The organism is Chryseobacterium piperi, assembly GCF_002285635.2.
Classification (GTDB): Bacteria; Bacteroidota; Bacteroidia; order Flavobacteriales; family Weeksellaceae; genus Chryseobacterium; species Chryseobacterium piperi.
This window is the reverse complement of sequence record NZ_CP023049.2, coordinates 4461115-4485292: the sequence shown is the minus strand read 5'-3', so window position 1 is coordinate 4485292 and position 24178 is coordinate 4461115. Positions and strand designations below refer to the sequence as shown.

Below are 24178 nucleotides of genomic sequence, written 5' to 3'. Positions count from 1 at the left end.
CTTGAACTTTCCTTTATATTTCTCTAGAAAAATAGCGTTTTCCAAAGATAACAAAAATAATCTTTCAAGGGTTATCATCTTCATAGGCAGGCTTTCTGTAGCTTTAGGCATCATTGTTTCTCTGATTACGGTTTCTACCGGTTTCGGATCTAAAAAAGCTATCAAAGAAAGGCTGGCAGACTTCAGTGGACATATTACGGTAAAATCAACGAGATCCAATTCCTCTTATAATACTTCGGTTCTTGATAAGCAGGGCTTAAATATTCAAAAAATAAAGGAACTTCCCGATGTTGAAAGTGTCCAAAAATACGCTATGGTTACCGGAATTATGCGTAATGAACATAATTTTGCCGGAATTATATTCAAAGGAGTAGGAAAGGATTTTGACAGTGCACGATTTAAAAAATTTCTGATAGCAGGGACTACTCCAAAAGTAACGGAAGTCGGATATAACCATGGAGTTGTTATCTCTCAAAAAATAGCCAAGGATCTCCATTTAAAGGTGAAGGATAGCATTGTCACTATATTTTCAAAGGCTGATCAAAAACCAATTTACAGGAAATTTGAAGTAGTCGGCATTTACAAAACCGACATTAAAATGATTGATGAGCAATTTGTTATTGGCGGAATTAATCATGTAAGAAAAATTCAGGATATGAAGCCTGATGAGATTGGCGGTCTGGATATTTTCTTTAAAAATGTGAATGACATCGACAGTGATTTCCCAGAAATTGAGAAATTAATAGGTTATAAGAATTACGCAGAAAAAGCAACTGAAAAATTTCCTCAAATCACAGACTGGATAAGTATTTTTGATACGAATATTGCTTTGATTATTGTCATTATGCTTATTGTAGTGATTATTAATATCATCATGGTGCTTTTAATTCTTATTATTGAAAGAACCAACTCAATCGGTCTTTTAAAAACTTTAGGCGCGAGTAATTCACAGATACGGGCTACTTTCATTAATTATACGCTGATTATCATGGTTCCCGGACTATTGTATGGAAACATTATAGGACTGGGTCTTTTATTGCTGCAGAAATTCTTTGGCATTATTAAATTAAATCCAGAAAATTATTATGTGAGTACTGTTCCGGTAGATCTCAATCCAATAGCGATCATTTCAATCTCTGTAGGGATTTTAATAATATCAGCATTAGCATTGATTGTTCCAAGTTATTTAATCAGCAAAATTTCACCGGTGAAAGCTATTAAGTATAATTAATAATATACAGCATAAGTATTTTTATAAACGCTTTTACTCCCAATATCGACTGAACTCATCAATTTGATTTCATTCAATTTGCAAGCAAGTTAACGAGCTAATAATTTTAAAGCTGTATCTTTGCACTGCTTATAAAACATTTATGAAATACGCGAAAAATATTCTTGAAACTATAGGGAACACTCCACTGGTAAAGCTTAACAAAGTTTTAGGAGAAGACTTCCCTGCATTAGTTTTAGCAAAAGTAGAGACCTTCAACCCTGGTAATTCTGTAAAAGACAGAATGGCTCTTAAAATGATTGAAGATGCTGAAAAGGATGGTAGATTAAAACCTGGAGGTACCATTATCGAAGGGACCTCGGGAAATACCGGAATGGGATTAGCACTTGCCGCAATCATCAAAGGCTACAAATGTATTTTTGTAACCAATTCTAAACAATCTAAAGAAAAATGTGATATCCTTCGTGCTGTAGGAGCAGAAGTTATTGTTTGTCCAACAGACGTAAAACCTACAGATCCCCGTTCTTATTATTCAGTTTCCAAAAGACTGGCTAAAGAGACTGAAAACGGATGGTATGTTAACCAATATGATAATTTATCCAATAGAGCTGCTCATTATGAATCTACAGCTCCTGAGATCTGGGAACAAACAGAAGGAAACCTGACCCACTTTGTGGTAGGAGCAGGAACAGGAGGTACTATTACCGGATGTGGGACATTCTTTAAAGAGAAAAATTCTGATATCAAAGTAATCGGTATAGATACTTATGGGTCAATTTTAAAAGAATTTCATGAAACCGGTGAACTTCATTATGATCATGCTTATACTTATATTACAGAAGGAATTGGGGAAGACATTATTCCTGAAAACTATGATATGTCTGTTATTGATCATTTTGAAAAAGTAACAGATAAAGATGGTGCTATTTATGCGAGAAAACTGGCTAAAGAAGAAGGTATCTTCTGTGGTTATTCTGCAGGAAGTGCTATCGCTGCATTAGTACAAATGAAAGATCAGTTCACAAAAGATGATGTAATTGTTGTCTTACTTCATGACCATGGTTCAAGATATGTAGGGAAAATCTACAATGATGAATGGATGAAGGAAATGGGTTGGTTAGACTAAGTCATAAAAATAAAAACAGAGCAATTCGCTCTGTTTTTTTATTTTATATTTTTCTTTATAGCTTGTTTTAATATAGCATAGTCCTGTTTAGTCATCGATTTTTGAGGAAACATATAATGATACTTTCCTTCCAGGGAAATATAATCATCTTGAGTTTCTGCATTGACAAACTCTTTCCATTCACTCAATTCATGCTGACCATTAAGATTAACGTCAAAAAACTCATCATTAAATCTTATTTCATACACCTTAGAATCTTCAAGAGATTTTAAATATCTGTACACCTCTTTTTTCCATCTTGAAACTTTGTTAATGCTTACTGAAAGGTAAACAGCACAAAGAAGAAAAATAAAACTTATAAAATATAAAACACCGAAGTTTTCCTGACTCAAATGATCTTTTAAACAAAATACAATGAACAAGCTCAATGCAACTACAATCGTAATAATGGTCTTGCTTTTTGTAGTTGGTGAGAAAAATAAGCTTTCCTGATTACCCTTAAAATAAATTTCTTCAAAATCCCTTCTCTTTACATTCAGCCGGATTACTTTCTCTTCGCTCATTGTTTGAAACTATTTAATTTGTTTTAAAGACTACAAAACTAAATTAAATATCTTCATATCGAACATTTATTTCTGAAAGTTTATGGATTAATTCCCGATTTTTTCTTCTCAGAGTCTCCATTTTTTGAAGCATATCATGAATCACTTCTAAACCGGGCATGTTAATTTCCAGATCATAATGCAAATTGGTAAACTTCTCAAAAGCTGGCAAATCATCATACATCAGATAACGGATATCGTTTTCTGTCTGTACTCTTAAAAGACCATATTCAACGAGTTCATCAAAAAAAGTGATCTCAATATTATATATTTTTACGAGGTCTTCTCGCGATATTCTTTCATCCATGACCTAAGAATTTTTAAGTTGTTCAAAAAGTTCTTTTTGCTTATCCGTAAGGTTTACCGGTAATTTTACTTCGTAGGTTACAAACAAATCACCAAATTGCCCTTCTTTTTTATAAACAGGGAATCCTTTACCTTTTAACCGTACAGTAACTCCGTTCTGTGTTTCAGGTTTCACCTTCAGGTTGACGCCACCATCCAGAGTATGTACTTTTACATCGCCACCTAGCACAGCAGTATACAGATCAATAGCAACCTTTGTTTTCAGGTCATCCCCTATTCTTTCAAAATCCGGATCTGCCGGAATACTAAATGTAATGTACAGATCCCCGTTAGGACCTCCATTTACACCAGGATTCCCATGTCCCTTCAGCTTGATCTGCTGTCCATCATAAACTCCTGCAGGAATTGTAATTCTTACTTTCTTACCATTAATATCAAAAGTTTGTGGATGTGTTTTTGCAGCATCTCTTAAATTCAGCGTTAGCTCAGCCTGAACATCCTGCCCTTTAAATTTTCCTGAAGCACTTCCACGAGAACTTCGGCTATAGCCACCGCCACCGCCAAACATACTTTGGAAAAAATCCGAAAAGTCTTCACCTTCTCCAAAATCAGCACCCGAGTATCCACCATAGCTTTGATTTTGACTTTGATACTGTCTTTGCTGCTGTTGGGCTTTTTCATACTCTTCGCCATGCTTCCAGTTCTCTCCATACTTATCATATTTGGTACGGTTTTCAGGATTACTCAGTACTTCATTGGCTTCGTTTAGTTCTTTGAATTTTCTTTCAGCTTCTTTGTCATTAGGATTAAGGTCCGGATGCAGTTTTCTTGCCTGTTTCCTATATACCTTTTTAATGTCATCCTGGGTTGCGTTTTTATCTACGCCTAGAATTTTATAGTAATCTATATAAGCCATAGAGACGTTTGTTTACTCAAATTTAAATAATTTAAGCTGGAAAATTATATAATAATATGTTAAAAATAAACCTATCTTTGATAAAAAGCACTACATGAAAGAGGTTTTTAAAAACTATTCGGGAATTATACTTTTACTTTTAGGGATTACTGTTGGGAGCATTATTGGGATTGTAGCTCCTGGTTTTGTGGACTATATCAAACCACTCGGCGACATTTTTCTTAATCTTCTTTTTGTAAGTGTGGTTCCTTTGGTATTTTTTGCCGTATCCAATTCTATCGCCTCTTTAGAGCAACAATCAAAATTTGGAAGAATTATTTCTATGATGTCTTTCACATTTTTGCTTTTTATATTAACTGCCGCCATTTTTACAATTGGTGCAGTGTACCTGTTTCCCGTTTCTTCTGTTTCCGGAAGCTCTCAGATCATATCAGAAGCCGCAGATCATGAAACATGGGGAAATAGAATTGTCAGCTTTTTCACAGTGGGAGAATTTACAGAACTGTTTTCCAGAAAAAATATGCTGGCTCTTTTAATATTTGCCTTTTTAACAGGTTTTGCAGCCAGAAAAACAGGAGAAAGTGGACAACCTTTCCGGGTTTTTATTGCTTCAGGTTATGAAGTGATGAAAGAATTGCTTTTATTGGTCATGAAACTAGCGCCTATTGGTCTAGGAGCCTATTTTGCTTATCAGGTTGCTACAGTAGGACCTCAGCTTTTTGGCTTCTATGGAAAACCGTTAGGGTTATATTATATTGTAGGAACAGTTTATTTTTTAGTCTTCTTTTCGCTGTATGCTTTTGTAGCAGGGGGAAGAAATGGTGTCAAAAGTTTCTGGACCAACGCTATCTATCCTACCCTTACAGCATTAAGTACCTGCAGTAGCTTTGCGACTATGCCTGCCAATTTACAGGCAGCTTCAAAAATTGGTATTCCTAATTCAATTGCCAATCTGGTCATCCCTATCGGGACTACGTTACATAAAAATGGTTCGTCCATATCTTCAATCATTAAAATCTATGTGGCTTTTTTAATTATCGGAAGAGATTTTTTTGAACCTTCTAATTTGCTTTTAGCATTAGGGATTACAGTTTTTGTAAGTATTGTAGCCGGTGGAATTCCAAATGGTGGCTATATTGGTGAAATGCTGATGATATCCGTGTATAAATTACCACAGGAAGCTATCCCCGCAGTAATGATCATCGGAACATTGGTAGACCCTTTAGCAACTGTTCTAAATGCTGTTGGTGATGTAGTCGCAGCCATGTTTGTCAATCGGTTTGTCAAGGTAAGTAGCTGAAGCCTTCATGATAAATTATTGAGCTAATAACCTAAGAAGGGCTAAAAATACACTTTACTCACTACGTTTTACCGGTTCAAGATTTTCATATTCTTCCGGGGTAAAAAGTTTGTAATGCACTTTGAATGTTTTACCTAATGGAGTTTCCAGAGAAAAACCGCCGGGTCCGAATCCGTCGGTCACATCCAATGTAAAGTGAGAGTACTTCCAATATTCGAATAAATCACGATCAATCCAAAATTCATGACCATTGATGGTTCCTATCATCGCATCATTCATTCTCGGGTAAAAGCCTCCTTTTTCAAAACACTGAGGCTGAGTTCCCTCACAGCATCCGCCGGCCTGATAAAACATCAGATCTCCATACTTTTTTTCTAATTCCCAGATGACTTCAAGTGCTTTTTCTGTAGCAGATAATCTGGATATTTTTGTTTCCATTTTATTGTTTTGTTTTTTACATTGACAGAGTCTCTCATTATCCTTACAATTTGCCTGATCTTTTCACAATGTTGCAACTCTGTAACTCATTTATATAAAGTTTAAAAAACCTGACAAATAATTTTCTGCCAGGCTAACATTAATCTTATTTAGTTGATGTCAATATTCTTCATAATAGTCTACAATCAAGTGAGGTACTTTTTTATAAATTATTATTGTGAACCTGTTTATCCCATCATAATAATGGGATAAACGGACACTCTAATATTAAAAAATTAAAAGAAACCTAATTTGTTTTTGTTATAAGAAATCAACATATTTTTAGTCTGACGATAATGGTCCAACATCATTTTATGATTTTCTCTTCCTATTCCTGACTGTTTGTATCCTCCAAAAGGTGCTCCTGCCGGATAAGAGTGGTATTGGTTCACCCATACTCTTCCTGCCTGAATATGGCGTGGAACATTATATAATTGATGAGCATCTCTTGTCCAAACTCCAGCTCCAAGACCATAAATAGTATCATTAGCAATTTTTATTGCTTCTTCCTCGTCCTTAAAAGTTGTGAAAGCTAAAACAGGTCCGAAAATTTCTTCCTGGAAGATTCTCATCCTATTGTTTCCTTTGAAAATGGTCGGCTGAATATAATACCCGTTCTCTAAACCATCTCCAACATGATTAACATCTCCTCCGACAAGAACCTCAGCTCCTTCTTCCTTCCCTAATTTGATATAAGATAAAATTTTATCTTTCTGAATCTGAGATGCCTGAGCACCCATCATTACTGTTTTATCCAAAGGATTTCCTACTTTAATGGCTTTTACTCTTTCGATTACCTTTGAAATAAATGCATCGGCAATATCTTCCTGAACCAATAGTCTGGAAGGACAAGTACATATTTCTCCCTGATTAAGAGCAAAAAGAACAGCTCCTTCAACAGCCTTATCTAGAAATTCGTCATCAGCATCCATTACTGAACTAAAGAAAACATTCGGAGATTTCCCTCCAAGTTCCAAGGTAACAGGAATAATATTTTCAGTAGCATACTGCATTACTAAACGTCCGGTAGCTGTAGAACCTGTAAATGCAGCTTTTGAAACTTTAGGGTTGGTCACTAATGCTCTTCCCAATTCTGCTCCAAAACCATTAACGATATTAACCACACCCGGTGGCAACAGATCTCCAATAATTTCCATTAAAACCATAATAGAGATAGGTGTACTTTCCGCAGGCTTTAAAACCACACAGTTTCCGGCAGCCAAAGCTGGCGCCAATTTCCAAATGGCCATTAATAAAGGAAAGTTCCAGGGAATAATCTGTGCAATTACTCCTAGAGGTTCGTGAACAATAAGAGATACAGTATCTTTATCTAGTTCATTATGTGATCCCTCTTCTGCACGAACTACTGAAGCAAAATACCTGAAATGATCAATAGCTAAAGGTAAGTCTGCAGCCAATGTTTCCCTAACTGCCTTACCATTATCAATCGTTTCCACTATAGCCAGATATTCTAGATTCTCCTCAATTCTGTCAGCAATTTTATTTAAAATAATGCTTCTCTCCGTTGATGAAGTATCTTTCCATGTCTGAAATGCTTTATAAGCAGCATCAACGGCCAACTCTAAATCTTCTTTGGATGAATGAGCCGCTTGTGTGAAGTTCTTTCCATTGACAGGAGAAACGACATCAAAATATTGCCCGTTAACCGGAGCGGTAAATTGACCATTGATATAGTTATCATATTTACTTTTAAATTCAGGCCATTGTAAAGTCGTTTCTGATTTTTGTTCTGTTATTGTGCTCATATTCTTATTGTTTTAATTTTCTGTAATGCCAAATTACATTTCCCAAGCAACAACAGATAGCACAATCCTATAAAAAAACTTCAAAATAGTACAAACCAGAATTTTATAATTTTTTAACAACACCCTCGCTTTATATTTTCTTATATTTGAGAGAACCGGTCTAAAAATGTTTAGAAATGAATGATAATAAATTTTTATTAAATACCCCTAAACTGAAAAAAGAAAATCAGTTGATAAGTTTGGTTGAACACCAAACCAAGTTCAATCTAAACAATTGTGAATTCAGTATCTATGAAACTCACAAGACTGCCTTTGATGTCAAACTTCATTTTGAGACTATTGCTTTCACTGCCATGTTAAGAGGTAAAAAACATATGAAGCTGGAGAATAAGACAGGTTATTTTGACTATTTTCCTGGGGAGAGTATGTTAGTTGCTCCTGGAGAAACTATGGTTATTGATTTTCCTGAAGCAGATGAAACACCTGCCCAATGTATTTCATTAAGTCTGAATCCTGATTTTATAGAAGACTCTCTAAATTACCTGAACTATACGCTGCCTAAAGTTGATGAAACATCCCAATGGCATATTCAGCTTGATGAGTATTTTCTTTTTAATAATAAACCGTTAGCTATGGCGACTAATAATATCATGAGAATTGCCATGGATGATAATTCTCAAAAAGATGTCATGGCTGATTTTGCATTGAAAGAACTTTTAATACGATTGATGCAGACCCAGGCAAGAAGCATGGTGGAAAAAAATATTGCTAAAAATAAATCCAGGATAGGTTTTGCTGTCGATTACATAAGGAAAAATCTTCATCAAAAATTATCCATTGACAGTATTGCAAAATTGGCCTATGTCAGCAAATCCAATTTCTTTAAAATGTTTAAAGATGAACTGGGCACTTCTCCAAATGACTTCATTTTGCAAGAGCGAATCAACAAAGCTAAGGAGTTATTAGCTGGACATAACAGTATTAAAGAAACAGCCTATCAGACAGGATTTTCAGACACTAACTATTTTACAAGGGTATTTAAACAGCTAGTGGGTATCACGCCTAAAAGCTATCAGAATAAAGTGGTGTTGTTTGAATAATATTACTCCAAGAGAAGGATAAAATTGAGTAACAAAATCAAAACCATTTAAAATAAAAAACCCCTGCTTAAAGCAGGGTTTAAAAATTAACTTATAAAAAGGACTAATATCCTGGGTTTTGTTTCAAATTAGAATTTAGATTGATCGCCTCTTGTGGAATTGGCAATACAAATCTATAGTGACCTGCAGGAAGTGTTTTTAATGCACCTGATGGAGCATCAGTTCCTCCTCCATTGACAGATGAACCAAAATCAGATCTTACGACCGCCTGTCCTAATCTTTTAATCGTCCAAAAACGGTCATTTTCAAATGCTAATTCTAATCTTCTTTCAAGGTAGATTGCATTTAATAGATCCGTTCCTGTTTCTGTTCCAGGAACATATTTGTCATATCTTTGTGCTCTTAGTTTATTAAGTTTTTCAAGAGCTAAAGCCGGATTAGGTGCAGGGGATTTCATATATGCTTCCGCAACATTAAGATATACTTCAGCAGATCTTAATAACTTAATATCTACAACTTGTGTTACCGAAATTGATGCTCGGTAGGCATATTTTATCACATGATTATAAGGTGTTGTTGCAAAGTTAGCTGTAACAACATATGCTTCTTTACGGATATCTACGGTATCTTTATACTTTGTAAATAAGTCATAATTTACATTATACTCTGAACGAATTCCTCGTACCATTTGATTATAAGCTACTCCTACAGTTACGTTATCTGCAGCTATATTAGAGTTTAAAATGGTAAACAACTCTCCATCATCAGATGCATCTCTCCATACATTAACAAAACTAGATCTTAGTCCTACCGATGAAGAAAGTGCTATAGACTGCTCACCATATTCTATTACCTTAGCATAATCTCCTTTATATAAATAAACACGAGATAAAAACCCTAATATAGAAGCTTTAGTAAACCTTCCAATAAATTTGGTGTCCGGACTAATTTTAACTAACGCATCTTCTAAATCTGCAATAATCTTATCATATGTAATACTTACAGATGCGTCTCTTGACGGTTTAATTTCAGGATTAAAAGTTGTTACATAAGCAATTCCCATAGAAGACATTGCATCACTGCTTTGTGTAGGAATTTTCGCATAGGCTCTAACTAAATCAAAATGAGCAAATGCTCTGATCGCTTTAGCCTCCGCTTCAATATTCTTCATATAATCTGTATAAGGAACTCTATTGAGATTATCCAATACATTATTAACTCTGGAAATTACTCTATATGCAGAAGAATATAATCCTGTAACTGTTGCTGACTGTGGAGTATAAGACCACTCATAAGCGCTCCTATTGGTTTGTCTTCCTTGTGGATTTAAAATAAGATTATCCGCTAATACGTCTCCAAGTATTATTGAACTTCCCGTATCTCCATTGTAATAAGTTGGGCTTTTAAATGCATCGTAAGCACCATCTAATACTATTCTATAATTAGTTTCAGTAGTGAAAATATTATCCGGAGTATCTTGATCGTTAGGTATAATATCAAACCTATCCGCACTACACTGAATGCTAAAGAAAGATATTAATGAAAGGATTGATATACTAATTACTTTTTTCATGTTTCTAAATGTTTAAAATTCTATTTCAATTCCAAATAAATAAGTTTTTACAGCTGGATAGCCATATAGTGCATAAGCACCGCTAATAAATGTCTGTCCGGCACCGGTTTGATTTTCACCCGATCCGATTGACACCTCCGGATCTCCTTGAAACTTTGTCCAGGTTGCAAGGTTTTGTCCTGTTAATGATAATCTTATTTTGTTAACAGGTAATGATTCTCCGATTGTTCTTTTATCAATAGTATATCCAATACTTACATTTCTCAATCTAAGATAGGAAGCATCCTGTAAAAAGCGATCTGTGGTTTGTAACCCTGTAGCACCTCCTGGAGCATTACTTGGATTATTAGGTCTTGGTAACACATTTGTTTGACCTGGTGTTGTCCAATAGTTGGCTGCGTCAGTTCTCATATTACCAAGAGCACCGTTACTATAGTTCAACATATCACGAGCCATATAATTGTAGGTATAATTTCCTGATTTATAAGTAAAGTCAGCTTGTAGATCAATACCCTTATAAGAAAGACTAGTTCCAAATCCTCCAAATAATCTTGGAAGAGGAGATTTGTTTTCTAACAAAACAGCATCATTAGAATTGTAAATTTCTGTTAATCCACCATCTTTAGTATAATACATTTCATTACCATTAGCAGGATTAACCCCTGCGCTTCTTACTAAGAAAAATGAAAACGGTTCGTATCCTTCTCTTAAAATATTAATATCATATATCCTTTCTGTTTCACCATTTCTCAATTTATTAAGTTTATAACTCATGATACTTGTATTGGCACGTACACTCCAATTAAAGTCCTTAGATTTAATAATGTCGGCTGACAAACTAATTTCTAAACCTTTGTTAACAAGATCTCCAGCATTAATATTTTTTGAGTAAGCTCCTCCTTCTGAACTTAAGTTAGGAATAGCTAGAATAAAATCTCTCTTTTGATCAATAAAATAATCTAGTGTCCCTCTAATTCTATTCTTTAAAAAACCAAATTCTGCTCCATAGTTCTGTGATCTTGTCACCTCCCATTTTAAATCTGGGTTTCCATAATTACTGTTAAGTGCGGCTGTTGGAAAATTTCCATAAGCCCCTCCTGACATAAGAACATTATTCAAATTAAGCCCAATGTTATTGTATCCTCTTGTACCAATTGATGCTCTAAGCTTTAAAAGAGATACTATATTTTTATCCTTTAAAAAGTTTTCATTACTAATATTCCAGGCTCCACTCACTGACCAGAATGGTTCTGAGATATTATTATTTCTTCCAAATCTAGAATCCCTATCTTGTCTTACGGAAGCTGTTACAACATACTTCTTAGCAAAATCATATGTTACAAAACCTCCATAGGAGAATGTTCTGAATAATTCATTATATCCAGCAACAGCAAAAGGTACAACCGTATTATTTAATTGGCTTATTGATGGTATTGCAAAACTTCTTCCTGTTCCACTGATAAAGTCATTCCTGAATTCTGTGTACTCAACTAAAGCTAAAAAGTCAAAACTATGATCTCCAAACGACTTTACATAGTTTAATGTATTCGAATTGGTATATCTAAAGCGATTTTGATTTTGTTCTGTAACCTGCCCGTTGATTCCTAATATATTATCTAGAAATGATCCTCTAAATATTGTACTGGTTCTTCTAATATTATTAAAATACCCTCCTAATTGAGTTTTAAAATTTAAACCTTCTGTAATTTTGTATTGAGCAAATATATTTCCATCAAAAATTAAAGAGTTGATGAATTCAGGATTGTTTTTAAGAGCCTCCAAGATAGGGAATCCTTGTCTTGTAGCATTATAGCTACCATCTTGATTATAAACAGGTTCAAAACTGTTATAAGCATACATCGCTCTAAATGGGTTCTGTGTATTATTTCTATCTCTTGTTTCCTGAGATCTGCTATAGTTTACCCCCATGGACGTACCAAAACTCAATCTATCAGTTGGATTAGCTTCATACTTCATCCTACCGGTATATCTTTTGTACGCATGAATATTCTGAACGATCCCGTTATCAGAATCATAACCTAATGAAATAGTATATTTGGATTTATCATTTCCTCCTCTGATCCCTACCTGATAAGACTCTATAAATGAAGTTCTTAAAATATCCTTTTGCCAATTATGATCTAATGCAAGTGCAGCATTAGTTCTGGCATCAGTCCACTGGGTATATCCCGGAATTCCCAAATTAAACATTTGTTTTTCATAATCAATTTTCTGGGCAGAATTCATCATCCTAAAATTGATGTCATTAATTCGTTCAGAAAATCCCATACGAGAACTTAAAGTAATCACAGGTTTTCCTGATTTACCACTCTTGGTAGTTAAAACAATTACCCCATTAGCTCCCTGTGAACCATAGATTGCTGCTGCTGCGGCATCCTTTAGTACTGAAATATTTTCGTAATCACTAGGGTTTATAGAATTAAAAACATCTTGTGCTCTTTGATCATTTCCTACAATAAACCCGTCAATAACATATAATGGATTGGATGCTCCTACTGAGGTTGTAATATTACCAAGTCCTCTAATATTAATTGCTGATCCTCCACCAGGTTTCCCATTTAATGCAGAAACATCTACTCCGGCAGCCTTCCCCTGCAATGCATTACTTCCCATAGTAGAACCAGAAAAGTTAGATAATGATTTCCCGGATACAACAGTAATAGCAGAACTCACTTCATCCTTACTTTTTTTCTGATATCCAGTTACTACTACTTCCTGTATATTCGCCTCCTTTAAACTATCATTAGTTTTTTTTTGAGCATTTACAAACTGCCCCGTAAAAAACAATCCGGCAGTTGTTATAATGCATAATCTTACATTCATGTATTTTTAATTTTAGTATTTAAGGCTGTAAATATGTTAATAAATATTAACACACACAACCTGCAACAAATTGAAATACAATGTATTAAAAAATAAATAATTCATCAAGAATAGTGAATTTTAAAAAAAATTAACAGCCGATCCTAAATAATTAATAAAAATATTTTCGCACCAATTCTTTTACCAGAATAATTTTAACGAGTTAAATAGAAATAAAAATACCTCACACATCAACCAGCTATTACAATCCTATTAATAAAATAAATACAAATAATACTGTTGCCTAATTTTATAAACACAATTTAAATTTCAAATCACGTATTCAGCCTTTATATATTGCATTTTAAATCCTATATTCTAAAAAAAAACAAAAAAACACCTCAAAAATGAGATGTTTTTACATAAAATTAACTTTTATTTAATAATCTTTTATTTACTTATAATTATAATATCTTGCTCCATTTAAAACAGGATTATCGGTTTCTACAGATTCCAATCCAAATCCACTATAGTCTGGATTAACAGATTCCTTTAGTTGTTTTCTATGTAGTTTCTCATAGCTTTCAAAATCAATAGCAGTTCGCTCATTTAGATTTTCGAATAAGTTCCATTTAGAAACTACATTTTTCCAGTTCTTAGAAACTGCCCCTGCAAAAACTTTAGATTTGGATCCGCTGCCATATCCAAGAAATCCTATCTTTTCTCCTGTTAATTCTTCACCATCATTAAAAGATGTTTGCAATGCCGAAAGCAATGCCATAAAGATAGAAGCGGTATACATATTTCCTATTTCGGAAGAGGCCCGTTGAGATTTTTCAATTTTTTCATTGATGAATTGGAGATAGTCTTCAGATTTAGCAACAACCTTTTGCTCTTCAGGTGTTCTATAAGAAAGTCCATTTTCCAGACTGAAAATTTCAGTAAAGACCCTTTTCCCATGAAAAGCGTAGGGAAGGTGGAAGATCAGGTATTTCCAATCTTTATAAGGTTTATCCTTACCTGTAATTTCCTTATAATGGGAATATGCTTCTCTGATACGATCCTGATAACATTGATTAGAGTACTGCCCATCAAAAACAGGCTCATCGGTAAATATCTCTATTTTGTCCGGGTAAGTTTCAGGAGCAGTAGTCAATTCCTCTTTCTGATAATAACGTCTCGGTTTAAAAAAATCAAATACACTTTCTGTAGCTACTCCCCAAAAGTTTTCAATTTCTAACAGGTTAGGCTCTGAAGAAACCAATAAAGCAACTGCACCACCACCCTGCGTATACTCTCCAGGTGAGCTAAGCTCATATTTTGCATAATCACTGGCAATGACAATAGCCTTTTTATCAGGATTTACCCTTACGAAATCAAGAGAGTTATGAAGAGCATCAACAGCACCAACACATGCGAAAGTCATATCTACTACATCGCAATTTTTAAAGCATCGTTCTCCGAATTCTTCCTCCAACACTTTTTCTACCATCTGCATGGCATAAGAAGCGGTAGGTTTTGCTGCATCCAATGCACTTTCAGTCCCTAAGTAAATTCTTGCTATATCTTCAGGATTAATCTGATAGTCTTTTATTAATTTTAACAATGCTTCGGCTGCAAAAGTAGCTGCATCTTCATGAACATCAGGAAATCCCATCCTATGTAAGCCTAAGCCTTTTTCTAATTTCGCAGGTTCAATTCCTCTTTTTTCTGCCAGGTCTTTGATCTCTAAATACAAAGACGGTATATAGTAGCCTACAGCTTCAATTCCAAAAGTCATACGTTAAAATTATAAAGCACAAATTTAAAAATTAATAGCAACAACACCGAATTTTTCGATTACTATTATTAAATTGCAAACACCAATGTATTCTACTGCAAAAAATATTATCAAAAGCATTCTTCCCCAAAAATTCATTTTTGAAAACGAAATGTTTTTCAGAAAAGCTTTATATCCATTATATAAAGGAAACCATCATGAATGCAATATCTGCCATTCCCAACTTAAGAGTTTTATAAAGCTCGATAACGGAAACCTACTCTGCCCTATTTGTGGAAGTCTACCGAGATCCAGGAGATTGTATAAAATCCTGAAAGAAGACTATTTGAAACCCGGGTTTTCAGTATTAGACTTTTCTCCTTCACGAGCTATTTACCGAACATTGAAAAATTCAAAGGAAATCAATTATTTTCCAACAGATTTCGAAAACGAATTTTTAGCAGATTACCATTTTGATATCACGCAAATTGATTCAGAGTCTGAAAAATTTGATCTTATTCTATGCTACCATATTCTTGAACACATTGACAATGATACGGCTGCTATGAATGAGTTATACAGGGTTTTGAAAAAAGATGGAATGGCTTTAATTCAGACCCCTTTTAAAAATGGAGAAATCTATGAAAATGCTGAAGTAAAAACTCCTGAAGAAAGGTTAGAACATTTCGGACAGGAAGATCATGTACGGATCTATTCTGTGGAAGGACTGGTAGAACGACTAAAAAGCACAGGATTTCAAGCGGAAATCAAAGTTTTTGAAAAAGACAATTACTTTGGTTTTTCGGATCAGGAAACGATTATTATCTGTAAGAAGTAAAGACTGATCAATATATATAACAATAAGGCCCCATATTTTCTTAAACCTGATTCTAAAGAAATAATTAAATATAAGAGGCTGTCCAAAAATTGGACAGCCTCTTCATATATATATATTATATTGTAAAAAAACAATTTATTTATATTCTTCAATCGATTTGTTTAAAGCATCGATTTGTTTATTAATACTTGCAGCATTTTGTGGATTTTGTTTTAACAATTCCATCTTTTTACTGAGACCATCCTTCAACATCTGAGAAATCATCATCTTAGCTTGCGGATTTTGTGCCACCTGGCTTTTTGCCTGTCCCAATAATTTTGTAATACTTTCTGTAGCTTTCAGATTATCTGAAGTCATAATCCAGTTAAAACCTTCTTCTGCAGATTTCCCTAACTCCGGGTTCTGAAACTTAATGAAAGGATAAAATGCTACAACAGAAGCAATATTAGCCATCTGAGATGTTATTTTGTTTTTAACAACAACAGGCAACAACTGTGCTAACAGGTCATCAGAAGCCCCTTTCAAATCAATTTTTTCAGCTAAAGCATTAGCTCTTGAAGGATCAACAGTAACTAAAGCTGATAACGAATTTCCTTTTACGGAATTTGAAACAGCATTAACCCCTTTTTCAAAAAGCGGAAGATATTTTTTATCCTTCGTTTTTGCTAAGGCAGCAATCGCCGATCCCTGAACCAAAGTTTTAGGATCATTAGCCGCTAATTTTTCTACATCTGATGCTAAAACTTTTGCCTGTTCAGCATTAGACAAATCCATTAATTCCAATGCCTTCATTCTTACTCTGAAATAAGGGTCTTTCAATGCTGCAGCAAGCAACTTTGTAGCAGCCGGATTTTTTCCAACCTGATCCTTAATAGCTTTTACTGCATTATATCTGCTCTTTAGCTCCTTGGAGTTGGTAAACTGCATTAAATATTGTTCCGGTGTCTTTGTATCAGTAATTTCTGACACCAATATTCCATCTGCATTGATATTGATTAAATCCGGAGTTTTTGAAACATCAAAATTAAATGTATTCTTAGCCTCAGCATTTACCCATACATTATATCTTTTAGGCTTTCCATTATCATAGACATCTATTGCCAAAGGAAATTCAAAAGGCAGCTCCTGGGTTTGATTAATAACCAGTGTAACTTGCTTTTTAACAGGTTCAAAAGTATAAGAATAGCTCAGTTTTGGATTTCCACTTCCAAAATACCATTGATTGAAAAACCAGTTCAGATCTTTTCCTGAAACTTTCTCAAAAGAAAGTCTCAATTGATGAGCCTCACCATTTTTATATTCGTTGGTCTTTAAATAGTCATTCATCCCTGCAAAGAATGCGTCATCTCCTAAATAATTTCTTAGCATATGAAGAATACCGCCTCCTTTTTGATAAGTCACCAAGTCAAAAACATCTTCACGAGAATCATAATTAAACCTTACTAAATTTTTCTTAAAATCGGAGGGGTTATGAATATACATATTCACATCACTCATCTGATGATAATCCGCCTGATCTTTTCCATACTTGTATTCATTCCAGAGATATTCGGAATAATTAGCAAAAGACTCATTTACCGTAAGGTTACTCCAACTTTCTGCCGTTACCAGATCTCCAAACCAATGATGAAATAACTCGTGTGCAATGGTATCTTCCCATTTATTCTCATCGATCAGCTGTCCAGGCTTTTGCAAAATATCACTACCATGAAGCGTTGCTGTAGTATTTTCCATCGCACCACTTACATAGTCTCTTCCTGAGATTTGTGCATACTTTGCCCAAGGATAATCATACCCCATTTTCTTTGAGAAGAATTCAATCATTTCAGGAGTATTTCCATAAATCTGTTTAGCATACGGCTCATACTCTTTTTCTATATAATAGTCTACAGGAATATTTTTCCACTTATCTTTAACAATAGCATAATCTCCTACTCCCATAAAGAAAAGATAGGTAGAATGTCTTTTATCCATTACCCAATGATCAGTTCTCTGCCCGTTTGATTCTTTTTGAGAGTCTTTTAATATTCCATTGGAAAGCGTTACGTATTGATCAGGAACTGTCATATAAATCTCCTGAGTTGTTTTTTGATTGGGCTTGTCAATAGTTGGAAACCATGCAGATGAAGACTCTGTTTCCCCCTGCGTCCATATCTGGGTTGGCTTATCAGGATCCTTTCCTTGTGCATTAATAAAATACAAGCCCTTGGCATCATTAATAGCCATACTTCCTTGTTGCTTCACTTCATTAGGACGCGAAGTATATTTGATATATACTGTGTAATCCTGATTTTTTTGATATGTCTTATCTAAATTAATAGTTAGAACATCATCTTTATACTCATATTTTAAAGGAGATTTTTTACCATTATTATCTAAAGCTACTTCATGAATCAGCATACCTTTGGCATCAAGAATCAATTGATTGGTAGGATAAAAGTAAGGTGAGGCTGTAAGCCACTCCTCTCCATTCATTTGTTCTTTCTGATAGTCAAAGTTTACTTTAAGTTTTGTATGTTTTAGCTCCGTTACTTTTGTATGAGTTGCTCTGTATACTTTTTCTCTGCCTGAAGTTTCGGTTTGAGCTGATACATTGGCTGAAAATAGAAGCCCAAGCACAGCAATAGATAAAATGGCCTTTTTCATTATTTTTTAGAATTATTTTTTGTTAATATATCAAAAATATCATTGACTAGGGTTTCATAATCCCCTTTTTTAAGCTGCTCTTTAGTTTTAGCAAAAGCTTTTTTGAGTTCGCTTTCTGGATTTTCTTCGTCAATAACCTCTACTGAATCGACACCCTTCAATTGAAGAATCGCATTCTGTAATAATTCGAGATCAGTTTTTTCGTCAGTATTTATTTTTAAATATTTCATTATGTTTTACAATAGAAAATGGTTAAACTTCCACAAGAAAAGAGCTCCGAAAAAAAACTTTAAAATTCACATCGAAAAATATAAAAGGATCTTGTGAAACTCATTAGCTAAGATAATATAGAAAAATGGGTTTTACCTTATTTAAGCAAAAGGAAAACAAGATTTTTCTTTTATTAATTTTATCGAAAAAATTAAAATACTTTATTTTATCCACAAACAACTTAACAAACCAAATGATTATTTGTAAATTTCAAACAATTGCATTGTTTTTTTTATTATATTTATAAATAGTTAACATAAAAACCAAATAATATTATGAAAAAACTTTCGAGAAAAAACCTATCACAAATTTTAGGCAGTGTAAATACTAATGGAGATTCTTCTTCGTGCTGGTCAGACAGCCAATGCAGCTCAGGAAAATCATGTTTACTCAATGATGATGGAAATCCTGGACAATGTGTAGGAGGAAACGGCGGCTCAGGAGGAAATGGTGGTGGTGGCCCAAGAGGCGGAGGAGGAAGTGGATGTGGAAGACCACAAGACTGTGAAGAACAACCTTATTAAAAATTAAACAATCCTAAAAATAAAAGACCGGAAGAGAAATATATAATCTTTCGGTCTTTTTTTATCTTAATAATCACTAATCCATTCCCACGCTAATGGTATAAATTAGTAAAGTAATTTCTTTTTAAAAAGATAATTACAATCTCAATATCAGTTATTAAATAGCCACAGGTGCTTTAATTCCCGGATGCGGATCATAATTTTCTAAAGTAAAATCTTCAAAATTAAAATCAAAAATATTTTTAATTTCAGGATTTAATTTCATTGTAGGAAGTGGTCTCGGATCTCTTGAAAGCTGTCTGTTTACTTGTTCGAAATGATTGTTATAAATATGGACATCACCAAAACTGTGGACGTAATCTCCCACCTCAAGATCGCATACCTGAGCCACCATCATTAATAATAGAGCATAGCTGGCAATATTAAAAGGAACACCAAGGAAAACATCAGCACTTCTCTGATACAACTGCAAAGATAGTTTTCCATCTGCTACATAAAACTGAAATAAGGCATGACAAGGCGCCAAAGCCATATTCGGTATCTCTGCAACATTCCATGCAGAAACAATCAGTCTTCTGGAGTCAGGATTTTTCTTAATCTGATCGATCACTTCTGAAATCTGATCGACTATTTTATCATTAGATCCGCTCCAGCTTCTCCACTGCGCTCCGTAAACAGGACCTAAGTCTCCATTTTCATCAGCCCACTCATCCCAGATACTTACTCCATGATCATTTAGATATTTAATATTGGTATCTCCTTTTAAGAACCAAAGCAGCTCATAAATAATAGATTTTAAATGCACCTTTTTAGTCGTCACCAAAGGAAACCCTTTTGATAAATCATACCTCAACTGATATCCGAAGACGCTTCTTGTTCCCGTTCCGGTTCTATCCGTTTTATCTGTTCCATTATCCAGAATATGTTGTAAAAGGTCTAAGTAATTTTGCATTGTGAGAATTTAATGATTGTGCTTTTAGTAAATTATAACAAACTTCAAAGTTAATAAAAAAACAGCTGTAAAAAATAATTTCACAGCTGTTTAACTTTATTTTATTGATATACTTAGATAATCTTTTTTCACAAAATCATTGGTTATTTTCCTGTATTTACCAGATATTTTCTATTGTTTGATACATTGTAATAATTTCAAACTTCTCTCCCTTTTTCTTGCCAAACATTGCTTTTACCAAAGGAGATTCAGCAGAAACAGTCATCATTTTTTTGTTTTCAAATACCACTTCACCTATGGATACAGCCACATAAAAAAGACCTCTGTCTGTCTTTACCAATGCCCCGTTTTGTACTTTGGAAGAATCTTCTGAAGTAATTTTTTGAAGGATGGCTTGCTGGCTTAGTGATTCATTAAGCTGTCTCTGAAGATTATTAATTTCTTGCTGAAGCATTTCACGACCTGTTTCATACTTATCCCCCATTGAACTTTTGGTATCATTGTTTGAAGCACGGGTTTCATCAATCAAATTTTCAAAATTTTTAATTTTTTCTGAAACCTTTATTCTTATAATACTTAATATTTCTTCCTTATTCATTTGAATTAAAAGTCTGTATCGATTTGAATTAAAAAGCGGGCTTTAGCCCGCTTGTATTAGTTATCTTATTTAAAATTAAATATAAACCATTTTAAATTTTCAGCCAAAATTTAAGTGGCTTATTCTCTCATTTTTCAAAGACTGCATAATCTGAAACTTTGAAATTAAAACCTTTTCCATCATTAAAATCTCTTTTAGTATAGTCAAAGACATTTCTAAAGCTGCCTGAAAGATTCTCATCCTGAATACTAAAATTAACTGGTTCTTTTGACATATTTAAAACAACCAACACTTCATGCTCTCCACTTTTCCTTACATAAGCTAAAATTTTATCATCAGCTGTTGTATTCAAAAGATAAGTGATCACATTTTTATCACCTCCTCTTAAAGCCGGATTTGAAGATTTCAGATTCAATAATGTTTTATAAAAATCAGCCATCTGATAAGTATTGGTCCACTCGATTGCATCTTTCTCAAAAAATTCCAATCTTTTCATATTCGGCAGCTCCTGACCGGAGTACAATAATGGAATTCCATTCCATGTTGCAGAAAACACAGCCATAGGTTTTGTAATCACTCCATATTTTTCATATTCCGTTCCGTTCCAGGAGTTTTCGTCATGGTTAGTTGTAAACCATGCTCGCATTGAAGAGTCTCCAAGATTTGAGTATTTCACCAAAAGGTCTTTCAAATCCTGCAAAGGAAGATTTTTATTATAATAATCCGCAGATTTATGCATCCACGTCCACGAATAACTTGCATCAAACACTTTCCCATATTCCGGGTTTTCCAGCTCATCAAATTCTCCTAACCAAAAAAGAGGTTTAATAGTCTCAACTTCCGGACGTGCCTGTTCCCAGAAATCCAACTCCACCCAAGAGGCCAAATCACATCGGAAGCCATCAATATTGGTTTCTTTAACCCAAAACTTCATCGCATCAATCATTGCTTTCCGCATTTCCTGATTTTTGTAGTCCAATTCTATAATATCATCCATTCCGGAAGCAATATGAAATTTCCCATCAGGATCCTTAAGATAAAATTCAGGATGAGTCTTTGTCCAGACATGATCCCAACCCGTATGATTAGCTACCCAGTCAATGATTATTCTAAATCCTAATCTATGGGCTTCATTTACCATATGTTTGAAATCATCCAATGTTCCGAATTCCGGATTGATCGAAGTATAATCAGCAGCGGCATAAGGACTTCCCATACTTCCTTTCTTATTTTGCTGGGCAATAGGAGTAATTGGCATAAACCAAAGGGTTTTCACTCCCATTGATTTTAGTCGAGGCATTTCTTTTTCAAATGCTTTAAACGTCCCTTCCTGAGTATACTGTCTTACATTAACTTCATAAATATTTGTAGAATGTTTCCAATCTTTAGGTAAATCCATAGTCTTATTTGTATTTTGCTTAGTACAGGAAACAATTCCCAAGCCAATAATTGCTAATAAAATTAATTTTTTCATTAATCCTGTTTTAACAAAAATAAGGATTGTTTTGAAGACTAGGGTGGCAAAAAGACAAAAAAAGCCCCGGAAATAATCCGGAGCTTTGTATTTTATATTGCGTTAGCGCTTATCTTTCGTCATCTGCATCATCTTCATCATCGAAGACATCATCGTTATAATCTTCCTCTTCATCATCGTCGAAGTTATCATCCTCGTCAGCAAAATTATTTCCACCTCCAAAGTCATCTTCAAAACTAAACTCATCATCCATTAAAGGCATTGCAGATTTCTTTTTAGATCCGCCACCACTTCCATTTTTAGTAGGAGCCTTTAAAGGAACATTTCCAAATCGATATACAGTGATCGGATAATTAACACCTTTTGTTTCTTCGATTACTTCTACAAGCTCACAGAAGAATTCCCAAAGATCAAGAAGTCCATATTGAAACTGAGCTTTATCTCCTGCACTGGCAAATGCTTCGTCAATATATACATCCGACATAATTTCACCATCACCATCATCACTCATATCTTCTAATGGAACACTTTTTACTATCGTTCCATCTTCTTCCAGTAAATTAAAAGTAGAAAGCTCATCTCCTTGCAAGCTGAATGCACTTTTAATTCCTAAATGTAAGTTCCATAGTGTCTGTTTTCCCTTAACTTCGATATCACGGAAAATATCTTCTTTCGCATCTAATATTACGCGGATTTTGTAAACCATATCAGTTTTTAAATTACTTTTTGCCTTGATTATTATGATAAATTTCTGTTGCAAATATATAATAAATGACATGTCACAAAAAAATATTTCAGGATTTTTTAAAATATTTTTTTTCTTAAATTTTGCCCGGATTATTTACTTTTTTCAAGCATAAAACTAAATTTTGTCCCTTCAAGGTATACACTTTCTACCGTAATGTTTTCTTTATGAGCCTCTAATATATGCTTTACGATAGCCAAGCCTAAGCCTGAACCTCCCTCTCTACGACTTCTGCTGGTCTCTACACGATAAAACCGCTCAAAGATCCTTGGAAGAATTTCTGATTTTATTCCCATTCCATTGTCAATAACTTCAATGAGAACCTTATTCTTTAGAACACTGGTTTTTACAACAACCTTAGCTTCCTGTCTGTTGGCATAATGAATAGCATTGGAAACTAAATTGATGAATACCTGTGAAATTTTCTGCTTATCGGCTTCAACAAAAATCTGAGGATGCAGCGTTTGAATCTGCAAAGTCGTGTTATGCTTTTCGGCCTCAAGATCTAACAAGTCAAAAATTTCTTTTATCAAAAGATTAACATCAAACTTTGAAACCGTAAGATTAATTTCTCCCGCCTCAAGCCTGTTAATCATATCCAAATCAGTAACGATAGCAATCAATCGCTCAACAGAGATATCTATTCTTTCCAGATACTTGTCTCGTATGCTAAGATTATCAACTCCTCCATCTCTCAAAGTTTCCACATATCCCTGAATAGAAAACAACGGAGTTTTCAATTCATGAGAAACATTTCCGATATATTCTTTACGGTAACTTTCCATTTCCGTCATCATATCGATTTGGGAAACTTTTTGTTGATTCAGATCTGAAAACCGCTCTCCTAATTCTTTAATCGTGATATTTTCATCATTATTATTAACGATTTCCTGTGGCAAAATCTGGGAAAGTCCACGAACCTGCTTCTTTCCATAATAATTAAACAGGAGCTCCAGAACCACATAATTAATAATAAATATAAAGACGAGACAAAGGAAAAGCCCTACTTTGAAAAAAGGAGTTTTATAATAAATATCCTTTAGTGAATCAAAAATGATTACTAATAAGAACATCACCAATGTCAGAAGACATGATGCGACGAGAGTTAGCCTGTAAAATTTCAATTTTACAAATTTTTATTGGTTAGAAGAG

At 34.1% G+C, this 24178-nt stretch carries 21 protein-coding genes; 6 read left to right on the top strand and 15 right to left on the bottom strand.

Translation table 11 applies throughout. The features are described from left to right. Position 1: 1 nt before the first annotated feature. Complete coding sequence (locus tag CJF12_RS19695; protein ID WP_034686191.1) at positions 2 to 1231, top strand: ABC transporter permease; 1230 nt, start codon at positions 2 to 4, stop codon at positions 1229 to 1231. Between the two features lie 142 nt (positions 1232 to 1373). Next, positions 1374 to 2357 carry a PLP-dependent cysteine synthase family protein gene (locus tag CJF12_RS19690; RefSeq protein WP_034686190.1) on the top strand — a complete coding sequence of 328 codons (984 nt, stop codon included), beginning with the start codon at positions 1374 to 1376 and terminating at the stop codon, positions 2355 to 2357. A 38-nt stretch (positions 2358 to 2395) separates the two neighbouring features. Here CJF12_RS19690 and CJF12_RS19685 read toward each other — a convergent pair whose 3' ends face one another. From CJF12_RS19685 to CJF12_RS19675, 3 genes are read right to left on the bottom strand one after another with little or no spacing between them, the layout of a single operon-like run. Beyond that, positions 2396 to 2920, bottom strand: a complete 525-nt coding sequence (locus CJF12_RS19685; RefSeq protein ID WP_034686189.1) for a hypothetical protein — start codon at positions 2918 to 2920, stop codon at positions 2396 to 2398. Between the two features lie 43 nt (positions 2921 to 2963). Continuing rightward, entirely contained in the window at positions 2964 to 3266 is a 303-nt protein-coding gene (locus CJF12_RS19680) for a chaperone modulator CbpM (protein WP_034686188.1), read from the bottom strand. A gap of 3 nt (positions 3267 to 3269) precedes the next feature. Continuing rightward, entirely contained in the window at positions 3270 to 4181 is a 912-nt protein-coding gene (locus CJF12_RS19675; protein WP_034686186.1) for a DnaJ C-terminal domain-containing protein, read from the bottom strand. Between the two features lie 94 nt (positions 4182 to 4275). Here CJF12_RS19675 and CJF12_RS19670 point away from each other — a divergent pair, with 94 nt between their 5' ends. Next, entirely contained in the window at positions 4276 to 5481 is a 1206-nt protein-coding gene (locus CJF12_RS19670) for a dicarboxylate/amino acid:cation symporter (RefSeq protein WP_034686184.1), read from the top strand. 54 nt (positions 5482 to 5535) lie between these two features. On the opposite strand, the gene CJF12_RS19665 is transcribed toward CJF12_RS19670, so the two are convergent. Together CJF12_RS19665 and CJF12_RS19660 are read right to left on the bottom strand one after the other, a co-directional pair. Next, the gene (locus tag CJF12_RS19665; RefSeq protein ID WP_034686183.1) at positions 5536 to 5919 is read right to left on the bottom strand and encodes a DUF779 domain-containing protein; all 384 of its coding nucleotides are present in this window, start codon (positions 5917 to 5919) and stop codon (positions 5536 to 5538) included. A 275-nt stretch (positions 5920 to 6194) separates the two neighbouring features. Further along, positions 6195 to 7724: an aldehyde dehydrogenase family protein gene (locus tag CJF12_RS19660; RefSeq protein WP_034686182.1), complete on the bottom strand. Its 1530-nt coding sequence runs from the start codon at positions 7722 to 7724 to the stop codon at positions 6195 to 6197. 176 nt (positions 7725 to 7900) lie between these two features. Here CJF12_RS19660 and CJF12_RS19655 point away from each other — a divergent pair, with 176 nt between their 5' ends. Beyond that, positions 7901 to 8824: a helix-turn-helix transcriptional regulator gene (locus tag CJF12_RS19655; protein ID WP_034686181.1), complete on the top strand. Its 924-nt coding sequence runs from the start codon at positions 7901 to 7903 to the stop codon at positions 8822 to 8824. 103 nt (positions 8825 to 8927) lie between these two features. Here CJF12_RS19655 and CJF12_RS19650 read toward each other — a convergent pair whose 3' ends face one another. The 3 genes from CJF12_RS19650 to CJF12_RS19640 form a co-directional block, all read right to left on the bottom strand. Then, positions 8928 to 10397, bottom strand: a complete 1470-nt coding sequence (locus CJF12_RS19650) for a RagB/SusD family nutrient uptake outer membrane protein (protein ID WP_034686179.1) — start codon at positions 10395 to 10397, stop codon at positions 8928 to 8930. 12 nt (positions 10398 to 10409) lie between these two features. Continuing rightward, complete coding sequence (locus CJF12_RS19645; RefSeq protein ID WP_034686177.1) at positions 10410 to 13241, bottom strand: SusC/RagA family TonB-linked outer membrane protein; 2832 nt, start codon at positions 13239 to 13241, stop codon at positions 10410 to 10412. A 433-nt stretch (positions 13242 to 13674) separates the two neighbouring features. Further along, entirely contained in the window at positions 13675 to 15000 is a 1326-nt protein-coding gene (locus CJF12_RS19640) for a hydroxymethylglutaryl-CoA synthase family protein (RefSeq protein WP_034686175.1), read from the bottom strand. 85 nt (positions 15001 to 15085) lie between these two features. On the opposite strand from CJF12_RS19640, the gene CJF12_RS19635 reads away from it, so the two are divergent. Next, the gene (locus tag CJF12_RS19635; RefSeq protein ID WP_034686174.1) at positions 15086 to 15817 is read left to right on the top strand and encodes a class I SAM-dependent methyltransferase; all 732 of its coding nucleotides are present in this window, start codon (positions 15086 to 15088) and stop codon (positions 15815 to 15817) included. Between the two features lie 135 nt (positions 15818 to 15952). Here CJF12_RS19635 and CJF12_RS19630 read toward each other — a convergent pair whose 3' ends face one another. Both CJF12_RS19630 and CJF12_RS19625 read right to left on the bottom strand, forming a co-directional pair. Continuing rightward, positions 15953 to 18463, bottom strand: coding sequence for a M1 family metallopeptidase (locus CJF12_RS19630; protein WP_034686172.1), 2511 nt, complete (start codon positions 18461 to 18463; stop codon positions 15953 to 15955). After that, positions 18463 to 18693 (bottom strand): hypothetical protein, encoded by a 231-nt coding sequence (locus CJF12_RS19625; protein WP_034686171.1) that lies wholly within the window; start codon positions 18691 to 18693, stop codon positions 18463 to 18465. Before CJF12_RS19625 ends, CJF12_RS19630 begins: the two co-directional genes overlap by 1 nt. Positions 18694 to 19008: 315 nt before the next feature. Between CJF12_RS19625 and CJF12_RS19620 the strand changes: the two genes are divergently transcribed. Next, complete coding sequence (locus CJF12_RS19620) at positions 19009 to 19257, top strand: hypothetical protein (RefSeq protein ID WP_034686169.1); 249 nt, start codon at positions 19009 to 19011, stop codon at positions 19255 to 19257. Positions 19258 to 19414: 157 nt separating this feature from the next. On the opposite strand, the gene CJF12_RS19615 is transcribed toward CJF12_RS19620, so the two are convergent. From CJF12_RS19615 to CJF12_RS19595, 5 genes are all read right to left on the bottom strand, one after another. Continuing rightward, positions 19415 to 20209, bottom strand: coding sequence for a thymidylate synthase (locus tag CJF12_RS19615; protein WP_034686166.1), 795 nt, complete (start codon positions 20207 to 20209; stop codon positions 19415 to 19417). Between the two features lie 157 nt (positions 20210 to 20366). Beyond that, positions 20367 to 20807, bottom strand: a complete 441-nt coding sequence (locus CJF12_RS19610; protein ID WP_034686164.1) for a hypothetical protein — start codon at positions 20805 to 20807, stop codon at positions 20367 to 20369. A 127-nt stretch (positions 20808 to 20934) separates the two neighbouring features. Then, positions 20935 to 22281, bottom strand: a complete 1347-nt coding sequence (locus tag CJF12_RS19605; protein ID WP_034686161.1) for an alpha-amylase family glycosyl hydrolase — start codon at positions 22279 to 22281, stop codon at positions 20935 to 20937. A gap of 109 nt (positions 22282 to 22390) precedes the next feature. Then, positions 22391 to 22987: an IS1096 element passenger TnpR family protein gene (locus tag CJF12_RS19600; protein WP_034686201.1), complete on the bottom strand. Its 597-nt coding sequence runs from the start codon at positions 22985 to 22987 to the stop codon at positions 22391 to 22393. A gap of 131 nt (positions 22988 to 23118) precedes the next feature. Continuing rightward, positions 23119 to 24150 carry a sensor histidine kinase gene (locus tag CJF12_RS19595; RefSeq protein ID WP_034686158.1) on the bottom strand — a complete coding sequence of 344 codons (1032 nt, stop codon included), beginning with the start codon at positions 24148 to 24150 and terminating at the stop codon, positions 23119 to 23121. Between the last annotated feature and the right edge of the window lie 28 nt (positions 24151 to 24178).